The 16,731-nt window shown below is 40.5% G+C and carries 11 protein-coding genes; 3 read left to right on the top strand and 8 right to left on the bottom strand.

The genetic code is table 11. The features are described 5' to 3' along the window. Nucleotides 1-35 precede the first annotated feature (35 nt). Genes dltD through CFS60_RS02650 form a run of 5 tightly spaced genes read right to left on the bottom strand, consistent with a single transcriptional unit; the run spans nucleotide 36 to nucleotide 4,451 of the window. Nucleotides 36-1,319, bottom strand: coding sequence for a D-alanyl-lipoteichoic acid biosynthesis protein DltD (gene dltD, locus CFS60_RS02670; protein WP_088838797.1), 1,284 nt, complete (start codon nucleotides 1,317-1,319; stop codon nucleotides 36-38). Then, on the bottom strand, nucleotides 1,316-1,555 hold the full coding sequence (dltC, locus tag CFS60_RS02665; protein ID WP_088809086.1) for a D-alanine--poly(phosphoribitol) ligase subunit DltC: 240 nt from the start codon (nucleotides 1,553-1,555) through the stop codon (nucleotides 1,316-1,318). The genes dltD and dltC overlap by 4 nt, the downstream gene beginning before the upstream one ends. 13 nt (nucleotides 1,556-1,568) lie before the next feature. Continuing rightward, complete coding sequence (dltB, locus tag CFS60_RS02660; RefSeq protein ID WP_088815312.1) at nucleotides 1,569-2,753, bottom strand: D-alanyl-lipoteichoic acid biosynthesis protein DltB; 1,185 nt, start codon at nucleotides 2,751-2,753, stop codon at nucleotides 1,569-1,571. Beyond that, nucleotides 2,750-4,270: a D-alanine--poly(phosphoribitol) ligase subunit DltA gene (dltA, locus tag CFS60_RS02655; RefSeq protein ID WP_088838895.1), complete on the bottom strand. Its 1,521-nt coding sequence runs from the start codon at nucleotides 4,268-4,270 to the stop codon at nucleotides 2,750-2,752. Before dltA ends, dltB begins: the two co-directional genes overlap by 4 nt. Nucleotides 4,271-4,304: 34 nt before the next feature. Then, entirely contained in the window at nucleotides 4,305-4,451 is a 147-nt protein-coding gene (locus tag CFS60_RS02650; RefSeq protein ID WP_088809084.1) for a teichoic acid D-Ala incorporation-associated protein DltX, read from the bottom strand. A gap of 237 nt (nucleotides 4,452-4,688) precedes the next feature. Between CFS60_RS02650 and rpiA the strand changes: the two genes are divergently transcribed. Further along, nucleotides 4,689-5,357 (top strand): ribose-5-phosphate isomerase RpiA, encoded by a 669-nt coding sequence (gene rpiA / locus CFS60_RS02645; RefSeq protein ID WP_088809083.1) that lies wholly within the window; start codon nucleotides 4,689-4,691, stop codon nucleotides 5,355-5,357. Here rpiA and CFS60_RS02640 read toward each other — a convergent pair. The 3 genes from CFS60_RS02640 to CFS60_RS02630 form a co-directional block, all read right to left on the bottom strand. Then, a complete protein-coding gene (locus tag CFS60_RS02640; RefSeq protein ID WP_088838796.1) occupies nucleotides 5,354-5,977 on the bottom strand; it encodes a DUF1361 domain-containing protein in 624 nt (207 codons plus the stop codon). The two genes, rpiA and CFS60_RS02640, sit on opposite strands and share 4 nt — an antisense overlap. 92 nt (nucleotides 5,978-6,069) lie before the next feature. After that, on the bottom strand, nucleotides 6,070-6,501 hold the full coding sequence (locus tag CFS60_RS02635) for a GNAT family N-acetyltransferase (RefSeq protein ID WP_179946371.1): 432 nt from the start codon (nucleotides 6,499-6,501) through the stop codon (nucleotides 6,070-6,072). A gap of 17 nt (nucleotides 6,502-6,518) precedes the next feature. Beyond that, a complete protein-coding gene (locus CFS60_RS02630) occupies nucleotides 6,519-7,268 on the bottom strand; it encodes an esterase family protein (protein WP_088838795.1) in 750 nt (249 codons plus the stop codon). 197 nt (nucleotides 7,269-7,465) lie between these two features. On the opposite strand from CFS60_RS02630, the gene CFS60_RS02625 reads away from it, so the two are divergent. After that, complete coding sequence (locus CFS60_RS02625) at nucleotides 7,466-8,512, top strand: branched-chain amino acid aminotransferase (protein ID WP_255377373.1); 1,047 nt, start codon at nucleotides 7,466-7,468, stop codon at nucleotides 8,510-8,512. A gap of 345 nt (nucleotides 8,513-8,857) precedes the next feature. Continuing rightward, on the top strand, nucleotides 8,858-16,731 hold a 7,874-nt coding region (locus tag CFS60_RS02620; RefSeq protein WP_088838794.1), incomplete at its 3' end, for an Ig-like domain-containing protein.

The following is a 16,731-nucleotide window of genomic DNA, read 5'->3' as shown; positions in this document are numbered from 1 at the left end:
CTCAGCAAAATCCGGATTTTGCTGAGCTGTTTATTTTAATTTTTCGTTTCTAAATCTTTTTTAAGTTCTTTTGGCAGTTTTGCTTTGTGAAAATAGAAATCACGAGGCGTTTCTGGGTAGCTTGTTGGCGCTTGTTGTTTGGCGAATTTGGCGATGGCGTCGTCAATTTGCACCCAGCCGCGCCAACTTAAATGGATAGGGTCTTCTAAAAAGTAAGGCGAGTCTTGACGGTCTTCAAGCGAAATATAACGGAAGCCGTTTTGCTCCACTTGCTCTTTTGTTTTTTTATAATATTCGTCAAGTCCCTCTTGTTTCATGCCGATAAATCGCAGCCATTCGCCGTTTACAGGAGGATTTACAAATAATACATCAGCACCTGCATTTTTGAAGGCGTCCATCACAAGTTGCAAATCGTCATATTCAGGTGAGCTTGCATAACTTAAATTTTGACGACTATCTTTAAGTTTAGCCATATTTGGTGAAATTTTCTTATCGAAATATTTTTGTTTCACATGAAATGGATTGTCACCAGTACTTTTTTCACCAAGCGAAGCGGCCATTTTGTCTAGTTCATCGAAATTTAGAACAGGAGGAAGCTTTTTAACGCCTTCCTGAATTCGCTTCTCTTTTGAGCCAGTGACTAATTTTGATTCGAGCTCATCTTTTCGGATTAAAATACGGTACTCGATTTCCGCAGCGGCGCGCGTTAGCATGGAGTCGTGCGGCTTGTTTGGTCCCGGTGTAGTGATGTTTTCGAGCAATTTTGTGAGCGTTGAGTCGTTTTGGACGACTTTGTAGCTAAGAAGCCGCCTTGCAGCAAACCTACGCTCCGGTGTATCTTTTTCTTCCTGAAGCGCAAACGTGTACGCTTGAATGGGCGAAAATGTTGCGCCAAAATGAGCATCATCTACGCCATTTGGTTGGAACCATTGTGGCGATAAAATAAAGACGACTTTTTTCCCTTTCAGTTGATCGGATAGCATGTTGATGTCCAAATAATGAAAGAGCGACTGCGTACCAGGCTGGCCGATTAAAAACGGCGTGTAGCTTGTGCCGTATTTTTTTGCAATGACGCTCGGGTGGAAGGGATCAATGCGCGATAGTTCCGAGGAACCGAAAATGGGCATGTAATCTTGATTCATCGCTGTTTGTTGCAAAATTTTCCCACCTACGACATTCCCGTTCATGGACGTAGCCGCATTTTGAACGGCCGTATTTGAAACGCCACCAAATAGCGCACTCGGTCCGAAAAGAATAAACAAGAAGACACCGCAAGCCACTAAAATGGGGCCAAATGTCATCCATAGTTTTTTTCTCATGATTTGAGGGCCTCTAATTGCTTAATCACAAGTTCTGGCGTTGCCCATTCGTCGCGGTCGAATTCGGAAACGGGAACCGTAATATCGAGACTACTTTCAATTTCAACAAGGAGTTGCACTGTTGCCATTGAGTCGAGTAAGCCCTCGTCAAATAAGCGGACGCTTGTATTTTCTTTTACTTCTTCTGATTCTGTAATTTCTTCTAAAATATCTAAAACTTGATCACGAAAACTCATTTTTATTACCACCTTAGAAAGTTATTTTATCAAATATGCCAGAGAAAATGAGGAAGCCGAAGCAAACGAAGTTAAACGTAATGAACATTCCAATAACATAAGTGATTTTATTTTTTGGATAAAACTTATATTTTTTGTTGATGCGCTCAAAAATGTCGAAACCGACGATAAGCAACGCTTGGTATAAGCCGTAAACAACGTAGTACCAGTGAAGGCCGTGCCAAATTCCCATGATGAAAAAATTGACAAAGTACGCGATATAAGCGATTGTAAATTTACTTTTAAACCATTTCTTTTTCGTCAAAAAGAAGACGAACCGCATGAAAATGAAGTCGCGGAACCAAAATGAAAGCGTCATGTGCCAACGATTCCAGAAGTCCTTAATGTTGCGTGCGAGAAATGGTTTGTTGAAGTTCATTGGTGTTTGGACGCCGAGTAGGTAGGAAACCCCAACAGCGAACAAACTGTAACCTGCAAAATCAAAAAATAAGTACATACTATACGCGTACATATAGCCAAGCAAACTCATATTAAAATCAACATGTTGGATTAAAAGTCCTTCAAGTGGGGTTTTCCAATGAACATCGATTAAATAGGCGATGATGAACTTATAAAGGAAACCTAAGAAAATATAAAAAATACCACGGTTTAAAAGTTCTACATATTTCGAGGGTTCAAGCGGATTTTTAACATCCTTCTGGAATCTCCGAAATCGGTCTATTGGGCCAGAAGAAATGGTTGGAAAGAACAGCAGAAAATTCACAAATTCCACGGAATCATATTCTTTTATGAGTCCATCGCGAATTTCCATTACCATCGTAGTGGCTTTAAACGTTAAATAGGAGATTCCTAGAAAGCCGACGAGTGTTGTATGATCCGCAAGCAATGGCTGCACTTTAACAATTGCAAGCGGTAAAATCGACAGGATTACAGCAAGGGTAAAAATACCGCCATGATTTTTGTTTTGAACACGTCTGTAATGAAAATAAAGCCGGACAACAATGAGTTGCCAAAAAATGAAAACGATAAAGGCAATGCCTTGCACTAAATTGCTTGAAAACATGAAGAAAATGAAAAGTAACGTGACAAACGCGTTATAAACTGGAAGTCTTTTCCCCATTAAATTTGCAATCACAATCGGTGCGATAAAAAGTGCGAGGATTGCAAAGTAAAAGATAGAGCCGTATGGGGTGGTCATTCGTTCACCTCATTTTCTAAAAGTTTTCGATCGATTTTTCCATTATTAGTTAAAGCAAATTCGGTCTTATAAATCCATTTCCGAGGAATCATATAGTTTGGCATTTTATTCGCGAGTTCCTGTTTAATGGCTTTCGTCAATTTGAACGGCTTATCAAAGTCATGCTCATTTGCGACAACAAACGCAACTAATGAATCCACCTTTCCTTCCACGTATTTTGGAATAACGACGGCACTTCTAACGTAGCTGACTTCTTTTAAGTTGTTCTCGATGTCTTCAAGCTCGATGCGATAGCCGTGTAGCTTCACTTGGAAATCTAAGCGACCTTGGAAAAACAATTGATTATTTTTAATTACACCGCAGTCACCCGTATGATAGGCCATGAAATCAAAAGCTTTAGAAAAAACTTCTACGGTTTTTTCGCGGTTGTTTAAATAGCCTTTTGAAACGCTCGGTCCGACGAGCACAATTTCCCCTTTTTCACCATCTGGTAGGCGTTCATGTGTTTCAGGGTCAGTGATGAAAAGGCGCGTATCAGGCTTGACTTGCCCAAGTGGGAGGCTCGGATAGGCGGCGATGACTTCATTTGTAATTTCAATTTTGGTAACGGCAACGGTTGCTTCTGTCGGCCCGTAAGTGTTATAAATTTTGGCGTCTGGAAAGCGGGCAATTAATTCGCGTGCAGTTTCTTTGGTTAGGACTTCCCCGCAAAAAATAAATTTTGAGAGCGAAGGATTATTAGCGCCGTTAAAATGGGGGTCAAGTAAACAAATGTCAGCGAATGACGGCGTTGAAACGAAGACGTCAAGTCGCAGTCGCGGAATTTGACTGTACAAGTCTTTTAAATTGGCGCTGCAAGTCTTATCCACGGGAACTAGCGTGCTCCCTGAAAGTAAGCTTGGATACAGGTCCATAACGGAAAGGTCAAATGAAAAAGGTGCTTGATTTAAAATGCGCAAACCTTCTGTTAATGAAAAATCTTGCAGCAGCCAATTGGAAAAGCTGATTAAATTGTTTTGGCTAATTTGAACGCCTTTCGGTAGGCCAGTGCTGCCCGATGTGTAAATAATATAATGCGTATCATCACCTTGAACGGCGCTCGCTAGGCGTGGCTTTTTGCCCGTATTTAAGCGAATAAATTCAGCGATTTCGCTAGCAGTGAGAACAGGTTTATCCGTTTCAACCGGAAGTTCTTCCACAGCAAGCACGCAAGCTGGTTCTGCTGCGGTCACAATTTGAGTAATGCGCTCCCTTGGCATAGAAGTATCAACGGGAACATACGCATGTCCACTTTTTAAACAAGCCATAAAAGCGACTAACATAAGCGAGGACATGTGTCCGTAAACGACAATTGGCGCCTCTTTTGGAAAAGCTTTTTCTTCTAAAAAAAAAGCAAAGGAATCAGATTGATTTTTTAGTTCCTTGTAAGAAAGTGTGGTACCATTATATTCGTAGCAAACCTTCTGCGGAGTGAGAGTAGCCCATTCATCAATGCGTTCTGTAAGTGAGGTGGTCATCGTTTGTAAACCCACGCGTAATCATCCTTTCTTTTTAAAATTCGTTATAAATAAAATTGGTGCTATTTGGGTTTTTGAAGCCGTAAAACCATAAAAGTCCAAGTAAAACAGCTAAATAGAATGCTGTTTTAAGTATAAAAATCGTGGCTGGCTTATGAAAAAACAACTTTACTTTTTGCATCTATTCACCCCGTTTATGTCTATTATGTTACAAATGTTAAATTTAAATACGTAACTATCATATAATGTAACTCACTTGTATTGAAAAGTCTAATTACATTTTTGTAAGATTAGAGTGTGAATACGAGAGAAGAAAGACGAATTTTTAAAGATTTATGCGAGAATACGCTATAAAATGCATTTTTTGTCGAGAGGATTCTTTTAAAATTGTAAGGTTAAATAAGAAGGAGTGGACAGAATGGAGTCAAAACGTATGGCAGGCGAGAAGGCTTGTGAAGCAGTTCAAGATGGCATGATTGTTGGTCTTGGAACAGGAAGTACGGTTTTTTATACGATTGAAAAACTAGGGGAGCTTGTGCAAGCTGGCTTGCAAATAAAAGGCGTTGCGACATCAATTGAAACGGAGGAACTGGCGAAAAAGTGGCATATTCCTTTACTTTCCTTTAACGAAGTAACAGAAATTGACGTCACAATTGATGGCGCAGATGAAGTTACGCGGGATTTTGCAGGGATTAAAGGCGGCGGCGGTGCGCTTCTTCGCGAAAAATTAGTTGCGCTTATTTCAAAACGGAATATTTGGGTCGTGGATGAATCAAAAGTGGTGGAAGTGCTCGGAAAATTTTGTTTGCCAGTTGAAGTGCTCCCTTTTAGTTATAAATATGTGGAACGAGCACTTAAAAAGCAAAATATCGGGGCAAATGTGCGTTATGCGCAAGATGGAGAGGTTTTTCTGACGAATAATGGGAATATGATTTTAGATTTAGAGATTTATCCGCTATTAGACGCAAAAAAACTGGCTAACGAATTAGACAGTTTATCAGGCATTGTGGAGCATGGTCTTTTTTTAGGTATAGCGGACGAGCTTATTATTGGCAAAAACGATGGAACCGTTGAAATGTTAAGTTAATTTGTGGATTTTGGGAAATAGCGAAACATAAGGTAAAGCATTAATTGTAAAATGAAAAAATAGATAATAAACTCAAATTGAAAGCCCGAAACATTTAAAATACTGCGTAGAACGTTGCTCGGCTCTGTCAAAAGGTGGACAGTGTGCAGGCGATCAAAGCGTCCTAAATAAATACCGTAACTTGATAAAAGTAAAATGATGGGGACGAGAATGGATTCACGCCAATTCGTGCGCTCTTTTATGGCATCTAAAATGAAACGAAGGGACAGGTTGCCAACGAAAAGGCCAAAAAACACCGCTCCCGACATGACGGTAAAGCTTTGCCATAATAAACTATCTTTTTGAAGAATACCGTTATAATCATAAATATTAAACTGTTTTAAATGAAAGAAGTCGGTAACTAAATAAAAAGCATTAGGGAAAAATAGGAGCCAAGCGGCAGCCAAAATCCAAAAAATGATGGCAGGTCGCTTTTTTTTATGTAGAAAAACAGCTAGTTCAAAAGGAATATAAGCTAATGTGATATTTAAAATTAAAAAATGATAGTAATCAAGTACATAAAAGAGGAGAAGCATCGTACTTATGTAAAAAATGCGGCAACCCCAAATTAATTTATTCATATTAACCACTCCTTTCAACAAGCTTCATTATACATGAAATTGTGTGTTCTTTAACAAATATTAATAAAAAAATAGCCTTAAAAGGCTATTTTTTAAATGTTTTTTTCCATTTCTTTATGTTCGATGCCTGCATCCATGAAAATATCGGAACAAACTGTGTAACCGAGCTTTTCATAAAATGGAATCGCTGTGACTTGACCACCCAGTTTTAGTTTTGATGCACCTTGTTGTTTGGCTTCTTGTTCAATGGTTTCCATAATTCTTCGACCGGAGCCTTTGCCACGTGCTTTTTTCTGTGCACAAATGCGTTCTACTTTTCCGTAATTAGGCAGGATACGCAAACGGCCTGTGGCAAGTGGTGTACCGTCGTCATCATAGTCGATAAACATGATTGTGGAAGGATCGTTATCAAATTCGTCCCATTCTAATTCTGGATCAACATGTTGTTCGGTAACAAATACATCAAAGCGAATTTGTAAGGCCTCTTTGCGCATTTGTTCGTTTACTACTTTCTTTACTGTCAAAATTCTTTCTCCCTTCGTTAAACGCCCATGCTCTCTAAATCAAATGTATGAGTTGGAAGCATAAAAGTTAAGCTAGTTTTAATAAACGGTTGCCAATATTTCCAGCGGTGACCACCGTTAAATAGATGAAATTCAGACTCAAAACCTTTCTTTTCAATAAGAAAATGGAGTTTTTCGTTTGGTTCTAAGAAATTAGCGACTTGGTTATCGGTCGTTTCCACTTCAGTTTCTGCGTCCCCGATGATATGGAAGACTTTAAGGGCAGCTGGGTTTGCTGCTTGAACGAGTTCTAAAAGGTCATCATTTACAAAAGGCGAATGTAAAATGACATTTCCAAAGGTGAATGGATATTTAAGCGCTGCTTTTAAAGAAACGCTTGCTCCGAGTGAATCCCCCATTAAAAAGCGACTGTTTGCCATTTGAAAGGAAGGAAACTGATTTTCTAAATAGGGGACGAGTTCATGGGCTAAAAAGCGCATGTATGCTTCATTTTGTTCACCATCTGGATGATATTTTCTGCGTCTGTCCTCCACTGTTTTATACGGTAAACAAGCAAAAATGGCTTTTTGAATCCTGTTCTGGTTCGTCAGTTCATCGACAAATTTAGGCAACTTCCCAAAGCTTAAATAATCTTTCCCGTCTTGAACGATAAAAAGTGGGTATTTATAAAGAGGTGAGTAATCCGGTGGTAAGTAAATAATGATGTCCATTTCCTCATTCAAATGTTTACTAAACAATTTTTCTTCGAGCATTTTACCTTCAGCCATCGTCAATCTCTCCTCTCGCCAATTTTTATTTTTAAAGAATGTCTTCATTTTATCATGATTTATTGAAAAAGGGAGTATAATTTGCTTATTTTTAGTTAAAAAGTTAGAAAATACTCTCTATTTAGTTTATTTGCTGCTTCGAGCTAGAGAAAAAATACTGTAAGGCTAGAAAAGTTATGCTATACTTATGAAATAAGTTGAGTACACAGAAAGTAGGGAAGAAAATGGCAAAAGATATTGATTGGGCTAATTTAGGTTTTGGTTATATTAAAACAGATAAGCGCTATATTTCTCATTGGAAAGATGGCGAATGGGATGCTGGAACGCTTACTGAGGATAATGTACTTCATATTAGTGAGGGATCGACAGCCCTTCACTACGGACAACAGTGTTTCGAAGGTTTAAAAGCTTACCGAGCAAAAGATGGATCGATTAATCTGTTTCGACCGGATCAAAACGCGCAAAGAATGCAAAGAAGTTGTGAACGGCTTTTGATGCCAACGATTCCGACTGAAAAATTTATTGAAGCATGTCGAGAAGTTGTTAAAGCGAATGAAGAATTTATTCCGCCATATGGAACAGGTGGAACACTTTACTTGCGTCCGTTTGTTATTGGTGTTGGTGATAACGTTGGTGTTCATGCTGCACCTGAATATATCTTTTCGATTTTCTGTACACCAGTTGGCGCTTATTTTAAAGGTGGTTTGCAACCAGCTAGTTTCGTTGTATCAGATTACGACCGTGCTGCGCCAAAAGGAACAGGAGCCGCAAAAGTTGGTGGGAACTATGCTTCTAGTCTTTTACCTGGGAAAAATGCGCAGAAACGAAATTTCGCGGATGCGATTTATTTAGACCCTGCCACACATACAAAAATTGAGGAAGTAGGGGCTGCTAACTTTTTCGGAATTACGAAAGACAACCGTTTTGTTACACCATTTTCGCCTTCCATTTTGCCTAGTATCACAAAATATTCCCTTCTTTATTTAGCGGAACATCGCTTAGGGTTGGAAGTTGAAGAAGGCGATGTATATATTGATCAATTGGATGATTATAAAGAAGCTGGCGCTTGTGGAACGGCTGCTGTGATTACACCAATTGGCGGCATTCAAAACGGAGATGACTACCATGTGTTTTATAGCGAAACGGAAGTAGGACCTGTTACAAGGCAATTGTATGATGAGCTTTGTGGCATTCAATTTGGTGATAAAGAAGCGCCGAAAGATTGGATTGTAAAAGTAAAATAGGAGTTTCTCTCAGTTAATTTGAGTCACTCTCCAAAAGCTAGATGTTTGGTCTAACTTTTGGAGAGTGTTTTTTTATGCCCAAAATCCGTCGTGCAAAATGAACGGAATAGCCTTCTTTTTTTTTATGTGATAGAAAAAATGTCACAAAAATTACATAAAACAGGTAAATAAAGCCGTTTTTATAGCTAATTTGACTATTTTTCAGATGCTAATATGAATATATGTGTGCATATACATATGGAAAAGGGGGGATTGATGAAGTTTTGAATAGGGAGGCTATAGGAAATCCTGACGTAAAAGGTATTTTCTATGTAAAAAATGAAATTTAAAAGGAGAACAAGCATCATGAGAAAATCTAAATTAAAGAAGATAGTAATCAGTACGATTACAACTACAATGGTAGCTTCTACAATTGCGACAGCGTTTCCATTTAATGCTTTAACAGTGAGAGCGGCTGATAGTGAAGCGCAAACACCAAAATTGAAATCAGGAGCTTTACAGTCTAATTCTGCAAACCTGTTAAAAAACAGTAATTTTAATGGTATTAGTAACTGGGATTTTCGTATTTGGGATGGCGCAAATGCATACAATGGTGGAACAACGGTAAGAAGCTATGATTATAATAGTTCAGATGGTTCCTATGCTATTAATGGCTACAGACCTAACACAATGAGTGTAAAACCACAGGGAAATGGCTCCATGGATATTTGGATGAATAGAACAGTTGATAACGGACCCGCAGGAATTATGTTCCAATCTGTTAATACAATTGCTGGTCATAGATATACTTTGAATTACACGGTTATTAATCAAAGTAATTCACTTTTTAAGGTCCACGCCCTAGATGGTTACAATAATATTAGTGCAAATGCAGGGACTTTAGCAACCACGGGTAGTTCTTGGTCTGCTAATTATGGCACTCAAAGTCTGACCTTTACGGCTCGGAGTAATTTTACAACTATCAGTTTTGACATCTTTAGAAGCGCAAATACAGGCAGCACACGGTTTTCTAATCTAAGTTTAGTTGATATTGATAATATGGACGAGACGACAATTAATCCGCTGACAACGAATTCTTTGACTGCGCAGGGAACGGCTGAGCCGAATGCTAGCCTTGTTATAACAGCAGGCGGAACAACGCTTACGACAACGACTGTAAACAGCGATGGTACTTATAATGTTACAATTCCAAAGCAAGCCGCTGGAACGATTGTAACCGCAGTTGCAACAATTAATGGACAATCAAAAAGTGCGCAAACTACAGTGTCACAAGGAAGTATTGCGCAAACAACGATTAATCCCCTTACAACGGATTCAACATTAGCAACCGGTAGAGGGGAACCAGGTGCCTCACTTGTGATTCGCAATCAGTCTGGGAATCAAATTGGAACAGGTCAGATACTTGAAAATGGCACATACAGTGTGACAATACCTAAACAAGTAGCTGGAACAATTGTGACAGCCACAGCAACAAAAAATGGGCAAACATCCAGTGCGAATACAACGGTAACGCAAGGGAATATTGCACCGACAACGATTAATGCGCTAACAACAGACTCTGTGAAGGCAGAAGGAACCGCAGAACCGGGTGCTACTCTTGTGATTCGTAATCAATTTGGTAATCAATTGGCGACAGGATCCGTACAGCCGAATGGCACATACAGTGTGACAATACCCAAGCAAATAGCTGGAACGATTGTCACAGCAATTGCTACTAAAAATGGTGAAAATGAAAGTGCCTCTACAACTGTGACACAAGGAAATATTGCGCAAACAACCATCAATGCTTTAAACACAGACTCTGTGACAGCAGAAGGAACGGCTGAACCGAATGCAGATATTGTGATTAAAGCAGGTTTAACTACGCTTGCATCAGGTCGTGTGGGTTCAGATGGAAATTATAATTTCTTGATTCCAAAACAAACAGTTGGAACCATTGTGACGGCCACAGCTACAATATACGGAAAGTCATCTAGTGCGAATACAACTGTGACACAAGGGAATATTGCACCGACAACGATTAAACCCTTAACAACCGATTCGCTAACAGCAGAAGGAACGGCTGAACCAAATGCGATTTTGGTTCTTAAAGATCAAAATAATAATCAAATTGCAAATGGTCGAATAGGCTCAGATGGAAAGTATAGTGTGGTGATTCCAAAACAAGCTGCTGGAACGGTTGTAACTGCGACGGCAACAAAAGATGGACAAACATCTAGTGCGAGCACAACTGTCACACAAGATAGCATTGCACAAACAACCATTAATGCATTAAATACGAACTCGACAGTAGCGCAAGGGAAAGCAGAACCGAATGCAGCTATTGCGATTAAAGTCGGATCTAGTACAATTGGGGAAGGAAGAGTAGGTTCAGATGGCAATTACAGCGTGACCATTCCAAAACAAGCCGCTGGAGTAACTGTCATTGCAACGGCTACAGCTGGTGGAAAGACCTCTAGCGCGAATACGACTGTTATTTCGGATGAAATTGCGCAAACGACAATTAATCCATTGAACACAGATTCTGTACGAGCAGAAGGGACCGCTGAACCGAATGCTTCATTAGTTTTGAGAGATCAGAACAATAACCAAATTGCACTAGGCCGAGTAGGTTCAGATGGCAATTACAGTGTGACCATTCCAAAACAATTGGCTGGAACCGTTGTGACGGCCACGGCAACATTAGATGGAAAGACATCTAGCTCGTTTACAGTTGTTACGAATGATACTATCGAGCCAACAACAATTAATCCATTAACAGTGGACTCGGTAACAGCATCAGGGACTGGTGAACCGAATGCTTCATTAATTTTGAGAGATCAAAATAACAATCAAATCGCGAGTGGGCGAATTGGCTCTGACGGGATTTACACGGTGACAATTTCTAAACAAGCAGAAGGAACTGTAGTAACAGCAACCGCGACAGCTAATGGGAAAACGTCAAGTGCCAACACGACGGTTATCAGTGATCGTATCGCACAAACGACCATTAATTCGTTAACAACGGATTCGAGGCAGGCGACGGGAACCGGTGAACCGAATGCAACGCTTGTATTGAGGGATCAAAATAATAATCAAATTGCAAGCGGACGAATTGGTTCAGATGGACGTTATACTATGGCCATTTCACAGCAAGCCCTAGGCACTGTGGTAACGGCTACAGCTACTTTAAATGGAAAAACATCGAGTGCAAATACGACCGTAACTGGAGGCGCAACAATTGCGCAAACGACGATTGAACCATTAACAACGGCATCAACCATTGTACGAGGAACTGCCGAACCGAATGCAAATATGGTGATTAAAGCAGGCACAACAACCATTGCAGTGGGACAAGCTGGTTCAGATGGAACATACACTTTCATTATTCTTCCCCAAGCGGAAGGTACGATTGTGACGGCGACAGCCACTGCAAATGGAAAAACATCGAGTGCCTCTACTGAAGTTACGCGTGAACATACGGGAACCGTAACGGTGAAAGAAGGCTTCTATGTGGGCTATGACAGTCGCATTCAAGCCGAAGTAACAGGGGATATTACAAAAGTGTATCTCGAAGTAGATGGTGTTAGAAAATCAACCATTCCTGTTACAGGAAGCTTTGAATATTATGCAAAAGGCGTGATAACAAATACGGATCAAGTCGCGTATTTAGTGGGTCTTGATGCATCCAATCAAGAATTAGACCGGAAACGTGTGACGGTGAAAGATGGCGACTTAAAAGTTGGAACGATTACACCGAATACCTTTGTTGTTGGTGGTGTAGATTCTTATGTACGCGGAACATACACAGGTTCTGTTGTCAAAGTAGGACTTGTTGTAAATGGGACGCCTCTTACGAAGATTCCAGTTGGAACAGATGGTACCTTCCAATATTATGCACGTACAGATATCACAAATGCAGCAACAGATGAAGTCTATGCGATTGGTTATAACTCAGAAAATCTTGAAATTGCAAGAACAAGAGTACCACTAGTTGCTACTATTGCAGATACAACGATTAATGCATTAACAACGGATTCCGTAAAAGCAGAAGGAACCGCGGAACCAAATGTGGATATTGTGATTAAAGACCAAAACAATACGCAAATCGGGAGTGGAAAAGTAGGTTCTGATGGAAACTACAGCATTATGATTCCAAAACAAGCCGTTGGAACGGTTGTCACAGCAACTGCAACGAAGAATGGCCAAACGAAGAGTGCGAATACAACAGTGACGCAAGAAAATCTTGCACCAACGACGATTAATGCGTTAACAACGGATTCTGTGAAAGCCGAAGGAACCGCGGAACCAAACGCGGCAATTGTGATTAAAGATCAAAACAACAATCAACTTGCAAGTGGTGTTGTTCAAGCGAATGGAACTTACAGCCTAACAATTCCAAAACAACCATTTGGAACAGTTGTAACGGCAACCGCAACGAAGAATGAAAAGTCTGCTAGTGCAAGCACAACAGTGACGCAAGGTAATCTTGCGCCGACGACAATTGGTGAATTGACAACTGATTCTACAGTGGCAGAAGGGACGGCGGAACCAAATGCAACGATTGTGATTAAAGATCAAAGCAATAACCAACTTGCAAGTGGCCGCGTAAGTTCTGATGGCACGTACTACCTTATTATTCCAAAACAAGTAGTTGGAACAGTGGTGACGGCAACGGCAACGGCTAATGGGAAAAATGCAAGTGCGAGCACAACTGTCACACAAGGTGGTATTGCACCGACAACGATTGGTAAGCTAACGACAGATTCTACATCGACAGAGGGAACAGCAGAACCAAATGCAACGATTGTGATTAAAGATCAAAATGATAATCAACTTGCAAGTGGTCGTGTAGCGCCAGATGGTACGTATTTCTTTAGAATTCCAAAACAAGCTGTTGGGACAGTAATAACAGCGACTGCGACGGCTAATGGGAAAACTGCGAGCGCACATACAACGGTAACGCAAGAAAATATTGCGAAAACAACGATTAATGCGTTAACGACAGATTCTATAAAAGCAGAAGGAACAGCAGAACCAAATGCAGATATTGCGATTAAAATAGGTGGTACGACGATTGCAACTGGGAAAGTAGATGCAAACGGTAACTACAGTCTGGTGATTCCAAAACAAGCCGCTGGAACCGTTGTAACGGCAACAGCAAGCAAGAATGATAAGGTTGAAAGTGATTCTACTACCGTGGCACAAGGAAATATCGCGCCAACGATGATTAATGCGCTAACAACAGATTCTACATCAGTAGAAGGAACAGCAGAGCCAAATGCAACGATTGTGATTAAAGATCAAAATGATAATCAATTAGCGAGTGGCCGAGTAGGTTCTGATGGCGTGTACTATTTAATGATTCCAAAACAAGCAGTTGGAACCGTTGTGACGGCGACAGCGACATTAAGTGGTAAAACATCAAGTGATAGTACAACGGTGACGCAAGGAAACATTGCGAAAACAACGATTAATGCTTTAAATACAGATTCCGTGAAAGCAGAAGGAACGGCCGAGCCGAATGCAACGATTGTATTTAAAGATCAAAACAACAATCAAATTGCAAGCGGCGTTGTTCAGGCAAACGGCACATACAGTGTGACAATTCCAAAACAAGCGTTTGGAACGGTTGTAACGGCAACGGCAACGAAGAATGGAAAAACATCAAGTGATAGTACAACGGTGACGCAAGAAAATCTTGCACCAACAAGGATTAATGCTTTAAATACAGATTCAGTAAAAGCGGAAGGAACAGCAGAGCCGAATGCAGATATTGTGATTAAAGTAGGTCAAACAATGATTGCGACTGGGAAAGTAGGATCAGATGGAAATTACAGCCTGATGATTCCAAAACAAGCAGTTGGAACGATTGTGGTAGCAACGGCAACGAAGAATGATAAATCAGCAAGTGGGGATACAACGGTGACACAAGGAAACCTTGTGCCAACAACGATTAATGCGTTGACCACGGATTCTGTGAAAGCAGAAGGAACTGCCGAGCCAAACGCGGCAATTGCAATTAAAGTTGGACCAACAACGATTGCAACCGGTACGGCTAATGCAAGTGGTGTTTATAGTATTACAATTCCGAAGCAAGCGTTTGGAACCGTTGTGACAGCAGATGCAACGAAGAATGGCAAATCTTCAAGTGCGAATACAACTGTAACGCAAGGAACTCTTGCTCCAACAACGATTAATGGGTTAACAACAGATTCCATTAAAGCTGAGGGAACTGCTGAACCAAATGCGGATATTACAATTAAAGTAGGTCAAACAACGATTGCAACAGGAAAAGTAGATTCAAGTGGAAACTATAGTGTCACTATTCCGAAGCAAACGGTAGGAACAATTGTTAGTGCAACGGCGACAAAAAATGATGTAACATCGAATCAAGCGCCAACAACGGTTACACAAGGCGACATTGCGCCAACAACGATTAATGCACTTACAACAGATTCAGTGAAGGCAGAAGGGATTGCCGAGCCAAATGCAATGATTGTGATTAAAGATCAAGATAATAATCAACTTGCAAGTGGGATTGTACAACCTGATGGAACTTACAGCCTGACGATTCCGAAACAAGCATTTGGAACGATTGTAACGGCAACCGCAACAAAAAATGGTAAGTCTTCCAGTGCGAATACTGCAGTAACCCAAAATGAGATTGCACAAACAACAATTAATCCACTGACAACCGATTCTGTGAAAGCAGAAGGAACAGGAGAACCGAACGCAACGATTGTGATTAAAGATCAAAACAACAATCAGATTGCAAGTGGGATTATTCTAGCAAATGGCACATATAGTATTACGATTCCGAAACAAGCATTCGGAACCGTTGTGACAGCAGATGCAACGAAAAATGGTAAGTCTTCCAGTGCGAATACGCCAGTCACACAAGGAAATATTGCAGCAACGACGATTAATTCTCTAACAACGAATTCTGTGAAAGCGGAAGGAACCGCCGAACCGAATGCAACGATTGTATTTAAAGACCAGAACAACAACCAAATTGCAAGTGGTGTTGTTCAAGCGAATGGGGCATACAGTGTCACTATACCGAAACAAGCATTTGGAACAGTTGTAACGGCAACGGCAAGTAAGAATGGAAAAACGTCTAGTGCGAATACGTTAGTCACTCAGGCAGACATTGCACCAACGACAATTAATCCACTTACAACGGATTCTGTGAAAGTAGAAGGAACCGCAGAACCAAACGCAACGATTGTATTTAAAGATCAAAATAACAATCAAATCGCAAGTGGTGTTGTTCAAGCGAGTGGGGCATACAGTGTCACTATACCGAAACAAGCATTTGGAACGGTCGTAACGGCAACGGCAAGTAAGAATGGAAAAACGTCTAGTGCGAATACGCCAGTCACACAGGCAGATATTGCGCCAACGACAATTAATCCACTTACAACGGATTCTGTGAAAGTAGAAGGAACCGCAGAACCAAACGCAACGATTGTATTTAAAGATCAGAACAACAATCAAATCGCAAGTGGTGTTGTTCAAGCGAACGGCACATATAGCATTACGATTCCGAAACAAGCAGTCAATACTGTTGTAACGGCAACGGCAAGTAAGAATGGTAAATCGTCCAGTGCGAATACGTCAGTTACACAGGCGGATCTTGCACAGACGACAATTAATCCACTTACAACGGATTCCGTGAAAGCAGAAGGAACCGCAGAACCAAACGCAACGATTGTATTTAAGGATCAAAACAACAACCAAATTGCAAGTGGTGTTGTTCAAGCGAACGGCACATATAGCATTACGATTCCGAAACAAGCAGTCAATACTGTTGTAACGGCAACGGCAAGTAAGAATGGTAAATCTTCAAGTGCGAATACAACCGTCACACAAGGTAATATTGCACCAACGACGATTAACTCACTTACAACGGATTCCGTGAAAGCAGAAGGAACCGCGGAACCAAACGCAACGATTGTATTTAAAGATCAAAACAACAACCAAATTGCAAGTGGTATTGTTCAAGCAAATGGCACATACAGTGTGACTATTCCAAAACAAGCATTTGGAACGGTCGTAACGGCAAGTGCAACAGCGAAAGGCAAAACAGAAAGTGCGAATACTACGGTTGCACAAGGTAATATTGCGCCAACGACAATTAATGCCTTAAATTCTGATTCTACAAAAGCAGAAGGAACGGCAGAACCGAATGCAGATGTAACTATTAAAGTAGGTAACACTACGATTGCAACAGGAAA

Origin of the sequence: Listeria sp. ILCC792 (assembly GCF_900186135.1) — a bacterium.
GTDB lineage: Bacteria > Bacillota > Bacilli > Lactobacillales > Listeriaceae > Listeria > Listeria goaensis.
The sequence above is the reverse complement of the archived record's forward strand: the minus strand, read 5'-3'. Positions and strand labels throughout refer to the sequence as shown.